The sequence below is a fragment of the Arthrobacter sp. SE2 genome, assembly GCF_058244265.1.
This window is the reverse complement of record NZ_JBZAYA010000010.1, coordinates 33,838-50,118: the sequence shown is the minus strand read 5'-3', so window position 1 is coordinate 50,118 and position 16,281 is coordinate 33,838. Positions and strand designations below refer to the sequence as shown.

Below are 16,281 nucleotides of genomic sequence, written 5' to 3'. Positions count from 1 at the left end.
CGGTTAGGGTGGGGGCGGGGACTTTGAGCATGGCTACGCACACAACGGCTCCATCACGGCTTCGACTCTCGTATTGCTTGGCGACCGTGATGTGATCAAGCCCGAGCACGGGGTGCAGATGGTCCGTGCCATTCCGGGGAGCCGCCTGATGATCGTGCCGGGGAACCATGGAGACTACCTCGGGGAGCAAGCAGCCAGCGACGGCGATCTCCGGACTATGCGCGCGGCCCCTCCTTTCCTCCTGCGCCACCTCGACGACGATTAAGGCCAGGTCACGTTATCGCGGCGTGGAGAATTGCCGCGTTTTCGGCCAGCCACGCTCGGCGGCGAAGAATCTTGTCACCGACGCCTTCGTCCCACATCCGTTTCCACCCGCCGCCCTGGGTAAGCGCCCTGCGCCGCATCAAATGCCAGGAGCGCTCGGCGGCGTTCAGGGCCACGTCGACTACCTTGGCGCGATCAACCGGACCCAGGCCATAGGCGTCCACCAGCACGTCAGCCCGGGAGGCGGCGTCGACGTCGCGCATGACGGGATCACGGTCCGTGACGGGCATCCAGGCGCCCCACCAGAGCAGCAAGTTCGCGATTTCTTCCGCGCGGGTTGCCGGGCGCACCAAATCGAAGTCGATCAGGGCTACCGCGGTACCGTCCCGGAACACGACATTCTCCGGGGTGATGTCCATGTGGGCGAGGAATGTTGCCGGTCCCGCGATCGAGCTAGGGCACCCCTGCGGATCGTCATCGTCGCCCGCGCGTGCCCAAGAGGGTACGCCCAGCGGCTGCACGGCGTCATCGTAGCTCCGGACCAGGCGCGCGACGCTGATGGCGCTCGATTCGTCGGCGACCCAGCGTGGCCAGGGGCGGCCGGCGGTGTCCCCGGGAACGAAACTCAGGGTGTCCCTGCCGCGTCCGTCGATGCCCAGGAAGCGGGGCGCTCCCTGGAATCCGGCCGATTGCAGGAAATCCAGGAGACGGCGGACCCGTTGCGAAGCGTCGCCTACAGGGCGCCGCACTGTGTCGCCGACCCGGACGAGCCCCTCCGTCACGTCTCCGCCGAGTAGCGGAACGGCAAGTTCCGGCTGCCCGGGCTCGACGTACGGACGGGTATCTGCAGTCATCGTCCGATGCTGCCACGGCGGGGCCGCTGGCGCCAGCCGGTGTGGTCCGGGCCAGCTCGAGTCTCCAAGCGGTAGTGTCATCAACGATGGAAGATCTGGGCGGCACCGTACTGACAGCGGCCGGAGCCTTTGCGGCGACAAACCTTGATGACCTTCTGGTCCTGTCCGTTCTTTTCTTGTCAGCCAGGACGCGCCCGGTGCCAAGACTCTGGCGAATTTGGGTAGGCCAATACATCGGCATCGGAATACTGACCGGGGTGGCGGCCGCAGCGGCATTGGCGCTCAACCCCGTCCCGGTGGAGTGGGTGGGTTTCCTCGGTCTGGTCCCGTTTGCTTTGGGCTGTTACGCCTTGCTCAGGATTGCCCGCCCGCCCGGAGATCCACCGAAGCCCCGGTCGCTGACCGTGCCCGTGGTTGTCGCCGTGACGGTAGCCAACGGTGGAGACAACATCTCCGTCTACATTCCGCTGTTCCGCTCGCTGGCACAGGCTGCTTCGGTGGTGACGGGTCTGACTTTTGCGGTGATGGTGGCAGTGTGGTGCGCCGCCGGCTACTGGCTGACAGCGCACCCGACCGTAGCCGCGCTCTGCCGCCGGGCTGGAGAATGGGTGATTCCTGTGGTCTACGTCGCGCTCGGGGCCACCATCATTGTCCGCTCCGGAGTCATTGCGCTGCTGTTCCAGCGCTGATCTTCGCAGCATGCAGGGTTCTCCCATGCGGAACTGATATGACTGCGGGTGGGTTTCATCCGGAAGCGCGCAGGAGGATTGGCAGGATATGTTCCGAGGTTCGTTTGTTGTAGGCGCTCTGGTGCTGCTTTTCGGGGCAGCGGCCGTGTTGGGGTTCGGAGCCATCTTCCGGGCCAAGAGTGTCGCGGCCCGGATTGACGCCGCCGCAGCCGGGATATTGGCCGCCGCAATGGCGGCGGCAGGGCTCGGGTGGGCTCCGCTTGGTGTGGTCCCGCTCGGAGCTGCGATTGGCCTTGTCTTCCTCTTGTTCGTGGTCAGGATCGTGTACCAAGGCCCACGGACAGCGGGGACAGCGGGGACAGGGCGATGGTCGGCGATCTATGGCGCAGCGGTGGCGGCCATTTCAGGCTGGGTGCTGCTCTCTGCGTCGAGTGGAGCTGGATCGGTGTCGGATCATCCAGGACACCAACTGGGCATCATCCTTGCCGACATCATGAGCGCGATCCTCATGCTCTTCGCCGCCACGGGTTGGCTGTTGGGCACGTTCGCGATGCCAGCTGAGAGCAAATCGCACGCCGTTCCCCGATTGAAAGGTGTCCGCGAGGCGCTGATGGCAGCTGGACTTGCCGTAGCGTTGTACGCGATCTCCTAAGCCCGGTGCCGCCCGGAGCGACCGGGTGGTGGATTTAGAATGGAGCCATGATCGATATTTCGGTCGAGAAGGTAGCCCTTCTCCTGATTATTGCCGTTTTGGTCCTTGGACCGACCAAGCTTCCGGAGTATGCGAGGAAGCTGGGGCGGCTTATCCGCGAACTGCGGCGCATGGCCTCCGGCGCGCAGGAAAAGCTTCGCCAGGAGCTCGGCCCGGAATTCGAGGACATCGATTGGCGGAAAATGGACCCACGCCAATACGATCCTCGCCGCATTATCCGCGAAGCCCTCCTGGAGGACGAGCCGCTCACTGAGCCGGTCGTCCCAACCCAGGCGCAGCCTCCGGTCCAGCCTCCTGCCCGCCCGGTTGTTCGGTTGGCGGCCGGGCAGAAGGCCCCTTTCGACGACGAGTCCACCTGATTCGTCAGTCGAGGCGCGGTGTGCGCGGGGGACTTGTGCGGCGCTCGCCTGTTGCTTCAAAAGCCGCGGCCAGTGCGAGCAGTGCGGTGTCGTCGTAGGCGCGGCCGGCGAATGTGAGTCCGACGGGCATGCCGATATCGCTCATGGTTCCCATCGGTACGGTGACTGTCGGGATCCCCAGGTGCCGGGGGACGAGGTTGCCGTTGGCTACCCAGACGCCGTTGCGCCAGCCGAGGTCGGCTGAGGATTCGTTGACGTCCATGTCGGCTGGTCCGACGTCGGCGGCGGCGGGGAAGATGACCGCATCCAGGCCGAGGCCGTCCATCCATTCCTCAAGGTCCACTCGCCGGGTCGCTTCGAGTCCGCGCAGGCCTTCTTCGAGGTGCGGGATGTCGGTAAGGGAGGCGACCGCGTGTGCGCGGATATGTGCCGGGTAGTCGGCGATGTCGTCGTCGAACCCGTCATAGCGGTCCGGGAGGGCGCCGTCGGGGTGCGGGAAGATCGCCGTGCCGTCGACGTCGGCCAGCCTGTTTAGTGCCGGATCGCCGTTGGCTGCGAGGAAGTCGTCCCAGGCCCAGGCCGAGAGATCGACGATTTCCCGCTTCAGAAACTCCGGGCTGACCAGTCCACGGCTGGCGATGGTGGGCGCTCCCGGGCGGTCGCCTTCGTAGTTGGAAACCACGGGGAAGTCCACCAAGACCACGTCGGCACCCGCGGCTTCGAGGTCGCGACGGGCAGCCTCCCACAGTTCCATCACGGAATCGCGCGTCTGGATTCGTTGGCCGGTGGGTCCGCCGATGCCGGGAGTTTCGCTGGTGCCGGCGTCGGGGTCTGCGTTGATGTACATGGCCGGTATCCCGAAGCGCTTGCCCTCCAAAGCCGAGCGGGCGCCGTCGACGTCGGACGGTGCCAGCGCCGGATAGGAAGCCGGACGCACCCGGGACGCGGCCGGGATCCGGACCCAAGGCTGCGCGCGCCAGAAGTCGCCGCGGGTTTCGGCGTCGTCGGCAACGATGACATCGAGCAGTTCCAGCAGGTCTGCCATGGACCGGGTGTGAGGCACCACGACGTCCATGGTGGGGACCAGTGGCCAGTTGCCGCGCACCGAGATGACGCCGCGCGAGGGCGTGTACGCGCACAAGGCATTGTTCGACGCCGGTGCGCGGCCACTGGACCAGGTCTCCTCGCCCAGGCCGAAGGCTCCGAAGCTCGCCGCGGTCGCGGTTCCCGAGCCGTTCGAGGAGCCGGAGCCGAAAGCCGCGGTGAGGAAGTCGCCGTTGTAGGGGCTCTCGGCGCGTCCGTAGACCCCGCGCTGCATGCCGCCGTTGGCCATGGGCGGCATGTTGGTCAGTCCGATGAGCACGGCGCCTGCCGCGCGGAGGCGTTCGATGGTGAAGGCATCGCGTTGGGCGATGAGGTTTTCGAACGCGGGGGAGCCCGCGGCGGCCGTGAGCCCTTTGGCCAGGTAGCTGTCCTTGGCGGTGTACGGAATGCCGTCGAGGGGCCCGTGGGTGGTGCCGCTTGCCCGGCGTTCGTCGGAGGCCCGGGCATCTGCGAGCGCTTCGGGGTTCATAACCACCATTGCGTTCAACGTGATGCCGTTGCGGTCGTAGGCGTCGATGCGGTCCAGGTACGCCTGGGTGAGTTCCTCGCTGGTCACCTCACCGGCTTCCAGTGCTGCACGCAACTGCGCAATGGAGGCCTCGACGACGTCGAAGCGGCTCATCGCGCGGCCTGACTGGTGAGTTTGGGCTGCTGTTGCGTGATGCAGTGGATTCCTCCGCCCCGGGCGAGGATCGGCCGGGCATCCACTGTGACGACGCGGCGGCCCGGGTATGCCTCGGCCAGGATTTCCGCGGCCAGCGCGTCGGCTCGCTCTTCGCCATAGCCACACGCAATCACGCCGCCGTTGACCACGAGGTGGTTGACGTAGCTCCAATCGACGAAGCCTTCCTCGTCGCGGAGGGTCTCAGGCGCGGGAAGCAGGGTGATCTCGAACGGCTTGCCTGCGGCGTCCTTCTGGGTTTCGAAGAACCGCTGCAGGGTGCGGCTGACCTCGAAATCGGGGTGACCTGGGTTGGTCTGCGAGTGCAGCAGGACCCGGCCGGGGGAGGGAAGCGTGGCCACCATGTCGATGTGACCGCGTGTGCCGAGGTCCTCGTAGTCACGAGTGAGGCCCCGCGGTACCCACACCGCGCGGGTAGTGCCCAGCGTGCGCGACAGTTCCGCTTCGACGCGTGCCTTGTCGGCGTAAGCGTTTCGGCGAGGATCCAGCTGGACGGTTTCGGTGACAAGGACGGTGCCTTCACCATCGACGTGGATGGCGCCGCCTTCGTTGACGAGCAGCGAAGTGACCAGTTCCGCCCCGGACTCTTCGGCGACAAGGCGGGCCATGCCGGCGCTCTTCTCCCATTCGGACCAGGCCGGCGCGCCCCAGCCGTTGAAGATCCAGTCGACCGCGCCGAGCACGCCGGGACGCTCGTCGTCGACGACGAAGGTGGGTCCGACGTCGCGCATCCAGAATTCGTCGAGCGGAGCCTCAAGCTGTTCGATTCCGGCGCCGAGCATGCGGCTGGCCCGGTCCCGTTCGCTGGGGTCGACCACCATAGTGACGGGCTCGAACTCGGACACTGCATGCGCGACGGCGGTCCAGGCCGCGTACGCTTCTTCGGCCGAAGCTGCGTCGTCGCCCAAGGTCAGGCCAGTGCGGGGGAACGCCATCCAGGTGCGCTCGTGGGGTGCAGTTTCGGCTGGCATTCTCCAGGCCATGGAAGTCTCCTCTGTGTTGTGAGGTGAAAATTCTTATTGATCGCATGATCAACAACAAGAAAACTACTTTAGACTGTTGTGTGATGTCAAGCACCATACAGAAACGCGCTGCGCGGAAGACGCCGGCCGAACGCGCGGCCGAAATAGCCGAGGCTGCCAAGGAAATAGCGCTTGAACAGGGGCTTTCCGCCATTACGCTGCGCAACGTGGCAGCGCGGGTAGGGGTGGCCTCAGGCCTCGTCGCGCATTACCAGCCCAATGCGGAGGCCTTGGTGGCGGGCATCTTTTCGACCATCGTGGCGGCGGAGACCGAGGAGGTTGCGGGCCTTCTGGAGAAGCAGCCGACTCCCTTGGAACAGCTCGGGATGCTCCTCGAAACGCTTATGGACGTCAGCCGGCTCGATGTCACTGCAATCTGGGTGGAGGCGTGGACCCTGGGGCGTCGGAACGAGGCGCTCGCAGCCTGCGTCCGTGAGCAGATGGATGCATGGCAGGCCGTGGTGCAGCGAGTGGTCGAAGCGGGGATCGACGCCGGTGAGTTCGATACGTTCGATGCTCCGTCTGTCGCCTGGCAGATCCTGGGCATGGTGGACGGACTGAATGCCCAGGCCCTGGTGCGCTGGGACGGCGTCAGCGACCGCGGTACGCACCTCGCCCGCGCCGTAGAAGGCATGGTAGGTGCGGCCCGCGGTTCGCTGGTGCCGGGCGGTGTCCAGCACCTCGGGCGGATCTCAAGCTCGGATTCTTAGATCCCCAGATAGTGTTCCAGCCGCTCGAACTCCGGTTGGGAAAGCTCGCTCGCGACGGCGGCGGCCCCCACCGCGCAGGCGGCCGCGAGGCTGCTTTCCTCATCCAGGCCCGACGCGAGTGCCAACACGAGCGCCGCACAGAAGGCGTCACCGGCCCCCACGCTGTTGACGACGCTCGTCTTGGCTGCGGGGGCATGGGCGGTCCTGACCCCTTGTGTGTACATCGACGCGCCGCCTGCGCCGTATGTGACGGCCACGCGTTCGGCGCTCCGGAGCTCGGGGATGAGTTCGTACTCCGACTCGTTGACGATCACCAGGTCACAGCGTTCCAGAAATCCTGCCGGGAGTGCCTGTGCCGGAGCCGCATTGAGGGCGAAGAACCCGGTGGTGCGGCGCGCGGCTTCCAGGACGGCGTCTACGGCGATTTCAAGCTGCGCGAGCACTGGCCCGCCATCGGAGAAATCGGCGCGATCCAGCGAAACCACCGCGTTGGCTCCCGGAGCCACGGCGATTTGGTTTTCGCCCTCGCTGTCAATCACGATCAACGCCGTCCCCGTCGGCGCGGAAACCTGCTCCACTGCCGAAATGTCGACCCCTGCCCGGTCCAGGGCCTCCGTCAGAAACCGGCCATCCGGATCCGCTCCGACGGCGCCCACCATGCGGGCAGCCCCGGCCAGCCGTGCAGCAGCCGCGGCCTGGTTGCCTCCCTTTCCGCCGGGCTGACGGGTGAGGGTGCCGCCGCCGATGGTTTCGCCGGGGGAGGGCAGGCGGTGGACGCGGCACGTGAGATCGACGTTGAGGCTGCCGAGAACAGTGAGCGTGCTGGGGATGGGCATGAGTTGTCCTTTTGGTGGTGCTGGATTGCGGTGTCGGGGTTCCGGTCTAGTGCCAGAAGCCACGGTGGACCTCTGTTGCCTCCGGAAGCGGAACGGGACCCGTCACGGTGACGCTACTCCCGCCATGGGCAAGGACTTCGCGGCAGGGCAGGTCAAGAGTGGGCACGCCGGACTGCTCGGTGACAATCGAGGCAAGGTCCTTCTCGGACAAGGCATAGACCACGCGTCCGATTCCCGCCCAATAGATTGCCCCGGTGCACATGGCGCACGGTTCGGTGCTCGTGTACAGCGTACTGGCGGCCAATGCGCCGGCATCGAGCTTCCTGGCGCTCAGGCGGACCAGATTGGTCTCGGCATGACCGGTGGGATCGTGTTCCGTGTTGACGGTGTTCATCGCTTCCACAATTGTTCCGTCCGGCGCCAACAGAAGTGCGCCGAACGGGTGGTCGCCGCGGTCCCGGGCTGCCCTCGCGAGGGAAATGGCGCGGTCCAGCAGTTCGAGGTCGGCCTGGCTGGGCTCGGCGCCGTGGGAAGCAGTGTCTTCGGAAGTGTTCATCAAAAGCCCCTTCAGTTCGCCGCCGGCAAGGACAGGATCCGCTCCAGAAGGTGCGCAGCGGCGTCGCCCTTGACGGACAGCACAACCCGGGACGCCCGCTCCGGCACCTCCCGCGCGCCGGCGGCTCCGCCGTCGAGCAGCTCGCAGCGAGTCTTGCCACTAGCCGCACCCGTGCTCGTGTCCACGGAAATTCCGACGTACGGGGCGTCGTCGAGCTCGAGGGCACCGACGGCGATGGCCGCTGCCAGCGGATCGTGGAGGGCGGCGCAATGTTCACCGAAAATCGTGTTGTAAAAGGCGAAGTACTGGACGAGCATGCCCGACAGTGCGCTGGCCACCGGATGTCCGGCAGTCGCGAGCGCCGCGCGATGGGTTTCATCGAAGCGGTGGTTCATGGTGACGTCCAAGGGAACCATCGTGACCGGCCAACCGGCTTCCATCACCACGGCGGCTGCTTCGGCGTCATTGAAGATGTTAGCCTCGGCGACTGGGCTGATGTTACCCGGCACAAACGCGGCTCCGCCCATGACCGTGACATCGCGGATGAGCGACGGGAGCTTCGGGTCCAGTTGCAGCGCGAGGGCCAGATTGGTGAGCGGACCGACGGCGATGACGCGCAATTCACCCGGGTGCTCGTTGGCGAGCCGCACCAGCATCTCCGCGGCTGTCTCTGATTCCGACAACACTCCCGAGTCTTCCAACGCGACCCCGCCGATGCCGTTCTCGCCGTGAACGTGCGGCGCCCCGCCGTCGAACGTGCCCACGAGGGGATCGTGGGCACCCACGGCAACCGGGATCCCGGCCCTTCCGGCAGCGTGCAGCAGGTTCAATGTGTTGACGGCGCCGACCGCGGCGCTGACGTTGCCGCTGACGGTTCCGATCCCGGCCAGCTCCACCTCGGGGCTCGCCAGGAGATAAGCGATTGCCAGGGAATCGTCGATGCCGGTATCGCAATCGAGGTAGAACGGCTGCGGTGTGGTGGTGGTCATGGAGCTCCTTTGTGGGTTGGGTGACTCGAGTTCGGGCTTAAGCATGGGTGACGACGACGGCGGGCGCCGCCGCGGCGCTCGCAGCCACTGGGCGGAGGATCAGGGAAGCAGCAAATGCCGCGAGGGCGAAGCCGGCAGAGATCCACAGGGCAGTTTGGTAACCGGCGATGGTTCCGGCGGCGACGACGGGTGCGACGACGGCGATTCCCACACTGGCTCCGATTCCAAAGCATGCTCCATTCAGGCCGGGCACGGAACCCGGCGCCGATTTGGGTGAGTTCAGCACCGCGATGCCGCTGACGGTGCTCTGGAACTGGCCGAGATACAGGACTCCCATAATGATCAGCAAGCCGAACACCATCCAACGGTCCGCGGCAAAGATCGCGACCGCAACCGCGGCGACAACGATCAGGCCGCTGCTGATCCTCAGGGCCCTGAACCAGCCGATGCGCTGCGCGAACCAGCCGGAGAACACCGCCGTGAGTACACCCACGAACGCCGTGGGCGTCAGGTACAGGAGGGCTGACATGGAGGCCGACAGTCCGTATCCGGCTTTTGCGTCCTGGCTTAGGAGGATCACGGTGAAGTTCAATGCCGAGAAGATACCGGCAAGCGTCAGCACCGTGCTCGCCAAAACCGGCCACACCTGGCGGGACCGCAATTGCTCGACGGCGATCAGCGGACGGGCAACACGCTTTTCCACGGCGACGAACGCCAGCCCGGCAACCACTGCGCCGGCGAGATACCCAAGGGTCCAGGCGTCGCCCCATCCGGACGTGGAAGCCTGTCCGATCAGGTTGCTCAAGAGAACCAGGAACGTGCCCAGGGTGCCTGCGCCCCACCAGTCCATGCGTCCCTCGCGTGTCCGGGCGGCCCTCTTCGGGACCACGACGGCAACCAGCACGATCGCCAGCACGCCCACGCCGAGGACCAAGACAAAGAGGAACTGCCAGCCGATGGTGTCGGTGATGAAACCGCCCAGGAAGCCGTCGAGTCCGCCAATGCCGCCGTTGACCGCCGAAATAACGCCGACGGAGATGCCGAAGAGGCGTTTGCTGAAACGCTCGGACAGGAGCAGGAAGGAAATGGTGAACGTGGCGCTCGTTGCACTTTGCAGGACCCGGCCCACGAGTAGGACGGTCAGGTTCGGAGCCAGCAGGCACAGGACCGTGCCGCACAGCATCATGGAGAGGACGATCAGCAGGGTGCGGCGGCGTCCCAGGAAGTCGCTCCATCGGGAAAATGCCATACCCAGGACCGCGCCGGTCAGGAAGAAAAGCGACTGGACTTTGGCCACGTTTTCCGTGGATTCCTGGAAATGGGCGGCCATGGCGGGTAGTGCCGCCGAGAACAGGCTGGCGTTGAGCTGGTAGCTAAGGATCGAAAGGATGAGCGTGGCAATGAGGACGGGCACTCGGGCTGCTTTTCGCCGAAGGGGGAGCCCTGCGGTGCTGGTGGCTTGGGTAGTCATGGACAAACTTCCTTGTTTGAAACAAAACGGCTTCGGGAGCGGCTCGATGCATGTGTGGCGCAGAGCACAAGATGGCTTATATGTGCATCATACATGCTTGTTATACAAGCTCGGAATACCCATCGCGTAAACTCTCAATATCGACGAAGGGAGCCATTTTGGACCGCAGTGCTGAGGCCGTTCTTTCGGAGCCGTTGGATGCCACCGCCAACATCCCGCTCCGAGTTGCCGTGTACTCGCGCATCATGAATGCGATCCGGGCGGGGCACTTCCCGGTTTCGTCGCTGTTGCCCTCGGAAACGGACCTTGGTTCGGCAATGAAGGTCAGCCGGACGGTGGTCCGTGAGGCTCTCATCCTCCTCGAGGAAGACGGATACGTACGCTCGCGCCGAGGGATTGGACGTTTTGTGGCCACCCGCCTGCCGCGGGTTGGCCTCGAACGGATCAGGCCCATGGAGGAGATCCTGGCCGAGGCCGGATCCGCCATCCAGGTCAGCCGGACACAGCATGTGCTGCACCCGTCGTCGTCGGTTTTCACTGCGGAGCCCCTCGGAATCCGCGAAGAAGAGCCCTCCTGGTTCTTCGAGAGTGTCCTCAAACGGGACGGCTCACCCATTGCCCTGGTCCAGGAACACATGGCAAGTAAGGGGGCTCTCATTGATCGTGACCCTGAAGCGGCACGCGCCATTGTGGACGACTTCGAGAGAGAGGCCACGCTGCTGGCTAACTTAATTGCGGCTGTCGGCCCGGCCTTTGGTCCGGGCGAGACCGATATCGCGGCAGGCACCCCGGGCGTCGCGCGAGGCGAGCTGCTTGAGCTGGACGCCAAGGACCCTGTGCTGATCCTGACCCAGACCGTCGAGCATTCCGGGCAGGTTGTCTATTTGGCAAAGACGCTGGTCAACACGGGAGTGGTCCAGATCGGAATCATCCAGGGAACCTGAGCGCGGGGCTGCCCATTGTCGTGTGGCAGCCCAACTGACTGGCAGTAGGTGTCGTTTTGGGCGCTCAGAACGACACCTACTGCTAGCTAGTTGGTAGGGCGCACAGCTCGTCCCGCGGCTGCGATCACCAGCTTCTCCGGCAGGAGCTTGACGGCCACCCGGGCAACAAAGGAGTTGAGACGGCCATCGACGACGCTCGGCTTGTTCCCGCGGATCGCGGACATAGCGGTGTCCACAACCTGCTCCGGGGTCCGCATCGATCCGGCGGCTGCAGCCTCGCCGGCGATTTCAAAGAATGGCGTGTCCGTAGCGCCCGGGCAAACGGCCAGGACTTTCACGCCTGTGCCTTGTGTCTCGGCCCATAGTGCCTGGGTGAACGAGAGCACGAAGGACTTTGTCGCGCCGTAGACGGCCATGTGGGGTATCGGCTGGAATGCGGCCGTACTCGCGATGTTGATGATGGCCCCCGAGCCGCGCTCAACCATGCCGGGCAGGTATCGCGTGCTGGTACCGACCAAGGTGGAGCAGTTCAATTGGATCTGTTCGACATAGCGATCGGCGTCTGCGTGGAGAACTTGTCCATGTGTTCCGAATCCCGCGTTGTTGACCAGGATGTCCACTGTGAGTCCCAGGGATTCGGTGGCGAGGTGGAGCTCCTTTGCGGCGTCCGGCAGGCTCAAGTCCATTGCGATGACAGTCACTTCCGTGCCCTGCCCGCGGAGTTCACCCGCAAGCGCTTCCAGCTTGTCCTGGCTGCGGGCAACCAGAATCAACCGTGCGCCCTCGGTAGCGAGCCTTCGGGCAAAGACTGAACCAATGCCGGTAGACGCTCCAGTGATGAGGGCTGTTTTGGCTGAAATATTCATTTCTACTCCTAGTAAACTGAGCTAATAAACTGACTGTGCGGTTTGTTTTTTGGCCAAGTGTTGAAGTCTTTGACTCGTGGGTTGCTGCGTTACTGGCTGGAGATGAACTGCTGTTCGAGGAGTTGCAACAGTAGCGTCGCGCGTCGCTCGAAGGCATCGAGATCTTTGGGGTCAAGGGCGTCGGTGACCGACTTCAACCCATCGAATGCGGCCACAATAACCGTTGCCGCGTCGCCGGGATCGCCTGAAAACGTCAAGACGCCGCTTGCGCGGCCCCGTTGAAGAATGCCGGCGACGAGATCCACCCATGCGGCCAGTGGGGAGGCTCCGCCGGGGTGCTCCTTCGTGGATGCCAGTTGATTCGCCAAGTGCACCACGCCCCACGCGGAAGAGTCGCTCAGGACTGTCCTGACCATGAACTCCCCGAGATTGCGCAACTCCTCCAGAGGGTTGTTCTTGCTGAGAATTTCCTCGTGGACGCGGCGCAGCCAACGTGCCTTTTGCTCGTCGACGACGGCCTGGGCCAACATTGCCTTCGAGGAGAAATGGAAGTAGATGGCCCCCTTCGTGAGCCCGACTTCGCGGATGATGTCGTCCATCCGGGTCTGCTCGAAACCCTTGCGCGCAAAAACATCCGCGGCAACCCGAAGGATCTCACTACGCGTGGCTGCGCCCTTGGGCGTGCTTCCGGTATCGCCCATCTCCATATAGCCAAACTACAAACCGACCAGTAGGTATGTCAATTTGGGCCGGTTCACTCCCTCCGATAGCTCCACGGGCCCGGCTTGCCGATAGGATTTGGGCGTTTAATGGGGGCGCAACAGCAGCGATCGTTGCTCCAGCAGATCCTGGGAGGAGTGGGGGGACCCAATGCGCGATGAAGCGCTCTTCGAGGCTTCCGTCAATCGGGAGCTCGTTCATAAGCGCTCCGTTTCGGAAGTATTCTTGACTGACTTTGTTCAATCAAGTTCCAGGCGGTTCGTTGCAGGGGCGCAATGGCCGCGATGGCATGTTTTTTATGGGTCGCCGGACGGTTCCCCGGATTCGGCCCTCATGGCCGAGACGTTGAGGCAGGCAGTGATCTTCTTGTCCCACTTGTGCGGAGTGCCCCTCACGCACAAGTTCCTCATGCCGCACATGAGCATCTCGGTGGAACCCACCGCCTTGGATCCCCTGGTGCCCGCGCAGGTTGCTGTCGAGCTTGACGTGAAGGATATGAAGCTCAGCGGAGGGCAGTTGTCGGCCCTGACTGTGTCTGCGCGGTTCGTCGTTGATGGCACTCCCATAGGGGAAGGTGCGGCGGCTGCCCGCATTGTGAATGCTGCCACGTACGAGCGATTTCGCGGCGCGGTCCCCACTGTCCTTCCCGGTGCCGGCGAAGACTTGCTGGCGTGTGCCGACCTCGGGCATGCCACCCAGCGGAACGTGATGCTCGGGCAAAGTTCGCGCCCGTTCGTCTGGCCGCTGCGGGTCGATCCAACGCACCCCATCTTCTTTGATCATCCTCTTGACCACGTACCGGGAATGCTTTTGGTGGAGGCTGCGAGGCAGGCTGTGCGCGCAGCGTGTTCCCGACCGGATGCCGATTTTGCCGTGTTTGAGGCGGAATTCATGAAGTTGGTCGAGTTCAGCTATCCCGTAGACGTCGCTGTGACGCAGCTCGAGTCACATAGCGCCCACGGTGTGATGAGGGTCCGGCTGTTGCATGAAAAAGAAACCCTGATGTCCTTGTTGGCTCGGGTCAAAGCACCGCGTTGATTCAGGGAGTCCCTTAGCCTTGCCGGTGAATCGGCACGATGGCCGGCATCATGAAACGCCACATGTCGTCAATCCGATTGAGAACGTCGCGCCGTTCGGTCAGCACGTTGGAAACCATTTGGACGCCCGTGAAAGACGCAACCAAATACCGCGCGAAGTCTGCGGCATCGACTTCGGGCCGCACGTCACCCTCCAGTTGGGCTTGCCGCGTCAGCATCTCCATGGTCGCGACCCAGTCCTGATAGGGACCCTTGACGTCTCCATTGAACGCCGAAGCTTCAAACGTCAGCCGGATTCCAGCCCTGACGATTGGCTCATCGAGCAACTGTTGGCCGAATGTCCGGCACATAGCGATCATCGTCTCAAGCGCAGGCAGCCCGGCGGCGGCGATCTTCTCCCCAGCGACACGCACAATATTGTGCTGTTCGGCGATGACTGCCAGCGCCAGGTCTTCCTTCGACTTGAAATGGAAATAGAGCGCGCCCTTAGTGACCGAGGCGCGGTCAGTGACGTCGCTCAGGCTGGCATTCCCGTAACCGACTTGTTCGAAAATCGACGCTGCACCCTCAATGACTGCCGTTCGGGTGGCTTTGGCACGTTGTTGCATGATCCGCGTGGAGACCTCTCCGGTTTCTGCGTCCGGGATACTTGAGTACATGAAACTGACGGACCTGAAGACCGGTGGGGGCCATGTCGACATGTGTTGACCACGTGCCCCGGGTCCTGGTCCTGGGTTCGTCAGGTTTCATTGGAAGCCGGGTTGTAGCCTCGCTCGCCGGATCCGGAGGGGCGCACGTTGTGGCACTCTCACGAAAACCGCTTGCAAGACTACGAAACAATAACGCTACCATTGCGACCGCCGACATTTCCGTACCGGGGAGCCTGACCCCCTTCCTGGCCGATGCGGATGTTGTCATCCACGCCGCGTCCTATGTGGGCTCCGAACCTCGCCTTGCCCATGAGATCAACGAGGCCGGCACCGGCCACGTCGTCGAGCAATGCCGGCAAGCCGGCGTTGCCCGGCTGATCTATGTCAGTACTTGCAGTGTTTACGGGAGCGGCCCTCACAGCGGCATCCTTGAATCCGAGGCCGGGTATCACCCAGCCTCGGTGGCCAGCGCCAGCCGCGCCGTCGCCGAACAATTGATTCTCGGCTACGGCGGCGAAGTTGTTCGTCCCAACCTCGTGTTCGGCGCGGGAGACCGCTGGTTTGTACCGGGCCTGCTCAAACTGATGAAAGTGGCTGGAGGGTGGCCGGGCGATGGTTCGGCGCTGCTTTCGATCATCGGTGTGGAGGCACTGGGCAGGCTGCTTTCCGGGCTTGCGCTGGCGCCGGGACGACCTGGGCACGCTTTTCATGCCGCATACCCGGAACCTGTCCGGGTGTCATTCCTCTTACAGAGCGTTGCCCGGGCATTCGGTGTGGAGTACCCGAAGTTCCTGGGAGATGACGAACGTGCCGGCTCGGCCTTGCGCGCCGCAGGATTCAGTGGCCATCAGATTGACTTGGTGACGAAGGATCACTGGTATTCCTCTGAAGGCCTTTGGCGGATCTCCGGGCGGGAACCGGAGACGTTCGACAGTGCTCTTGGTGAATTTTCTTCCGCCTACCACGTTCCGCGGGAGTCCGCCCGGTCTTAAACCGGTTGAACGGTTTGTTTAATGGCCAATCAGTCTCTACACTTCAGTGCAGTGGCTCGTTGTGTTTTGCAGCAACAGCTGAAAGGCAGTAATGGGGGGAGGTGCGGCCGAGCAATCGACCGCACCTCATCTGTCTGCCGCACCTCATCTGTCCTAAGGCCAGCAGCGTCCGATTTCCTATCTCACATTGTTGTGGTTTAGTATTGACGAGTTGCTCCGGCGGGGATGTAAGTCCCTGCGGGCAAAGTTCGGGGCTGTGGCGCAGCTGGTAGCGCACCTGCATGGCATGCAGGGGGTCAGGGGTTCGAGTCCCCTCAGCTCCACCAAGGGAAAGGGAACCACCCGCGCGGGTGGTTCCCTTTTTCGTCTCTCCGTGGAAAGCGCATGATGCACCCGTACTACTCGGGCTTGACTCCATACTCTGCTGCGCTGACAAACTCGATGGCCGAGTAGGTCTCGTCGCCTACGACCCAGGCGTTGTGTCCCGGCGGAATGGTGTACGAATCTCCTTTGGAGATGCTGATCTTCTTGCCGTCGCTGGTCTCGACTTCGAGCGCACCGGCAATGCAGTAACCCACGTGGTTGAGCTGGCAGGAATCCGTTTGGACCACAGGTTTGATGCAGTCCGCCCAACTCCAGCCCGGTTCGAAACTGAGGCGGCCGATGGTGTAGTCACCCACAGTGACGTTTTCCACCACGGTTTTCTCCGGGCGGCGAATTTCATCGGGGGAATTGTGCGACTTTACTTCAAGCTGAGTGACGAGGTTGACAGTCATGGTCTGCTCACAAGGGGGAGTGGGAGCCTGGTTTTACAGATCCGCAAC

At 63.7% G+C, this 16,281-nt stretch carries 19 protein-coding genes and 1 tRNA gene; 9 read left to right on the top strand and 11 right to left on the bottom strand.

Translation table 11 applies throughout. The annotated features are described in order from the left end of the window. The first annotated feature begins 73 nt into the window (after positions 1-73). Complete coding sequence (locus tag AC4CS3_RS14760; RefSeq protein WP_490784093.1) at positions 74-265, top strand: hypothetical protein; 192 nt, start codon at positions 74-76, stop codon at positions 263-265. Between the two features lie 7 nt (positions 266-272). On the opposite strand, the gene AC4CS3_RS14755 is transcribed toward AC4CS3_RS14760, so the two are convergent. Beyond that, positions 273-1,118 (bottom strand): phosphotransferase, encoded by an 846-nt coding sequence (locus tag AC4CS3_RS14755; protein ID WP_490784092.1) that lies wholly within the window; start codon positions 1,116-1,118, stop codon positions 273-275. 86 nt (positions 1,119-1,204) lie between these two features. Between AC4CS3_RS14755 and AC4CS3_RS14750 the strand changes: the two genes are divergently transcribed. From AC4CS3_RS14750 to AC4CS3_RS14740, 3 genes are all read left to right on the top strand, one after another. Continuing rightward, a complete protein-coding gene (locus AC4CS3_RS14750; RefSeq protein WP_490784091.1) occupies positions 1,205-1,807 on the top strand; it encodes a cadmium resistance transporter in 603 nt (200 codons plus the stop codon). A gap of 121 nt (positions 1,808-1,928) precedes the next feature. After that, positions 1,929-2,459 (top strand): hypothetical protein, encoded by a 531-nt coding sequence (locus tag AC4CS3_RS14745; protein WP_490784090.1) that lies wholly within the window; start codon positions 1,929-1,931, stop codon positions 2,457-2,459. 47 nt (positions 2,460-2,506) lie between these two features. Beyond that, a complete protein-coding gene (locus tag AC4CS3_RS14740; protein ID WP_490784089.1) occupies positions 2,507-2,878 on the top strand; it encodes a sec-independent translocase in 372 nt (123 codons plus the stop codon). A gap of 4 nt (positions 2,879-2,882) precedes the next feature. Here the strand turns inward: AC4CS3_RS14740 and AC4CS3_RS14735 are convergent, their stop codons facing one another. Beyond that, positions 2,883-4,604 (bottom strand): amidase, encoded by a 1,722-nt coding sequence (locus tag AC4CS3_RS14735; protein ID WP_490784088.1) that lies wholly within the window; start codon positions 4,602-4,604, stop codon positions 2,883-2,885. Then, the gene (locus AC4CS3_RS14730; RefSeq protein ID WP_490784087.1) at positions 4,601-5,647 is read right to left on the bottom strand and encodes an agmatine deiminase family protein; all 1,047 of its coding nucleotides are present in this window, start codon (positions 5,645-5,647) and stop codon (positions 4,601-4,603) included. The genes AC4CS3_RS14735 and AC4CS3_RS14730 overlap by 4 nt, the downstream gene beginning before the upstream one ends. 83 nt (positions 5,648-5,730) lie before the next feature. Here AC4CS3_RS14730 and AC4CS3_RS14725 point away from each other — a divergent pair, with 83 nt between their 5' ends. Next, the gene (locus AC4CS3_RS14725) at positions 5,731-6,396 is read left to right on the top strand and encodes a TetR/AcrR family transcriptional regulator (RefSeq protein ID WP_441414439.1); all 666 of its coding nucleotides are present in this window, start codon (positions 5,731-5,733) and stop codon (positions 6,394-6,396) included. On the opposite strand, the gene AC4CS3_RS14720 is transcribed toward AC4CS3_RS14725, so the two are convergent. Genes AC4CS3_RS14720 through AC4CS3_RS14705 form a run of 4 tightly spaced genes read right to left on the bottom strand, consistent with a single transcriptional unit; the run spans position 6,393 to position 10,248 of the window. Then, on the bottom strand, positions 6,393-7,232 hold the full coding sequence (locus tag AC4CS3_RS14720) for a PfkB family carbohydrate kinase (RefSeq protein ID WP_490784086.1): 840 nt from the start codon (positions 7,230-7,232) through the stop codon (positions 6,393-6,395). The genes AC4CS3_RS14725 and AC4CS3_RS14720 overlap by 4 nt on opposite strands. 46 nt (positions 7,233-7,278) lie before the next feature. Continuing rightward, positions 7,279-7,788 (bottom strand): nucleoside deaminase, encoded by a 510-nt coding sequence (locus AC4CS3_RS14715; protein WP_490784085.1) that lies wholly within the window; start codon positions 7,786-7,788, stop codon positions 7,279-7,281. A gap of 11 nt (positions 7,789-7,799) precedes the next feature. Beyond that, a complete protein-coding gene (locus AC4CS3_RS14710; protein WP_490784084.1) occupies positions 7,800-8,777 on the bottom strand; it encodes a nucleoside hydrolase in 978 nt (325 codons plus the stop codon). Between the two features lie 37 nt (positions 8,778-8,814). Further along, positions 8,815-10,248: an MFS transporter gene (locus tag AC4CS3_RS14705; RefSeq protein WP_490784083.1), complete on the bottom strand. Its 1,434-nt coding sequence runs from the start codon at positions 10,246-10,248 to the stop codon at positions 8,815-8,817. A gap of 158 nt (positions 10,249-10,406) precedes the next feature. Between AC4CS3_RS14705 and AC4CS3_RS14700 the strand changes: the two genes are divergently transcribed. After that, positions 10,407-11,192, top strand: coding sequence for a GntR family transcriptional regulator (locus AC4CS3_RS14700; RefSeq protein ID WP_490784082.1), 786 nt, complete (start codon positions 10,407-10,409; stop codon positions 11,190-11,192). Between the two features lie 86 nt (positions 11,193-11,278). On the opposite strand, the gene AC4CS3_RS14695 is transcribed toward AC4CS3_RS14700, so the two are convergent. Both AC4CS3_RS14695 and AC4CS3_RS14690 read right to left on the bottom strand, forming a co-directional pair. After that, entirely contained in the window at positions 11,279-12,058 is a 780-nt protein-coding gene (locus AC4CS3_RS14695) for an SDR family NAD(P)-dependent oxidoreductase (protein ID WP_490784081.1), read from the bottom strand. 89 nt (positions 12,059-12,147) lie between these two features. Next, positions 12,148-12,765 (bottom strand): TetR family transcriptional regulator, encoded by a 618-nt coding sequence (locus tag AC4CS3_RS14690; protein WP_490784080.1) that lies wholly within the window; start codon positions 12,763-12,765, stop codon positions 12,148-12,150. Between the two features lie 163 nt (positions 12,766-12,928). Here AC4CS3_RS14690 and AC4CS3_RS14685 point away from each other — a divergent pair, with 163 nt between their 5' ends. Beyond that, on the top strand, positions 12,929-13,816 hold the full coding sequence (locus AC4CS3_RS14685; RefSeq protein ID WP_490784079.1) for a ScbA/BarX family gamma-butyrolactone biosynthesis protein: 888 nt from the start codon (positions 12,929-12,931) through the stop codon (positions 13,814-13,816). Between the two features lie 13 nt (positions 13,817-13,829). On the opposite strand, the gene AC4CS3_RS14680 is transcribed toward AC4CS3_RS14685, so the two are convergent. Then, positions 13,830-14,474 carry a ScbR family autoregulator-binding transcription factor gene (locus AC4CS3_RS14680; protein WP_490784078.1) on the bottom strand — a complete coding sequence of 215 codons (645 nt, stop codon included), beginning with the start codon at positions 14,472-14,474 and terminating at the stop codon, positions 13,830-13,832. Between the two features lie 32 nt (positions 14,475-14,506). On the opposite strand from AC4CS3_RS14680, the gene AC4CS3_RS14675 reads away from it, so the two are divergent. After that, positions 14,507-15,457: an NAD-dependent epimerase/dehydratase family protein gene (locus tag AC4CS3_RS14675; protein WP_490784077.1), complete on the top strand. Its 951-nt coding sequence runs from the start codon at positions 14,507-14,509 to the stop codon at positions 15,455-15,457. A gap of 250 nt (positions 15,458-15,707) precedes the next feature. Further along, positions 15,708-15,783 (top strand) — tRNA-Ala (locus tag AC4CS3_RS14670). Between the two features lie 72 nt (positions 15,784-15,855). Here the strand turns inward: AC4CS3_RS14670 and AC4CS3_RS14665 are convergent. After that, the gene (locus AC4CS3_RS14665; RefSeq protein WP_441415264.1) at positions 15,856-16,233 is read right to left on the bottom strand and encodes a cupin domain-containing protein; all 378 of its coding nucleotides are present in this window, start codon (positions 16,231-16,233) and stop codon (positions 15,856-15,858) included. Between the last annotated feature and the right edge of the window lie 48 nt (positions 16,234-16,281).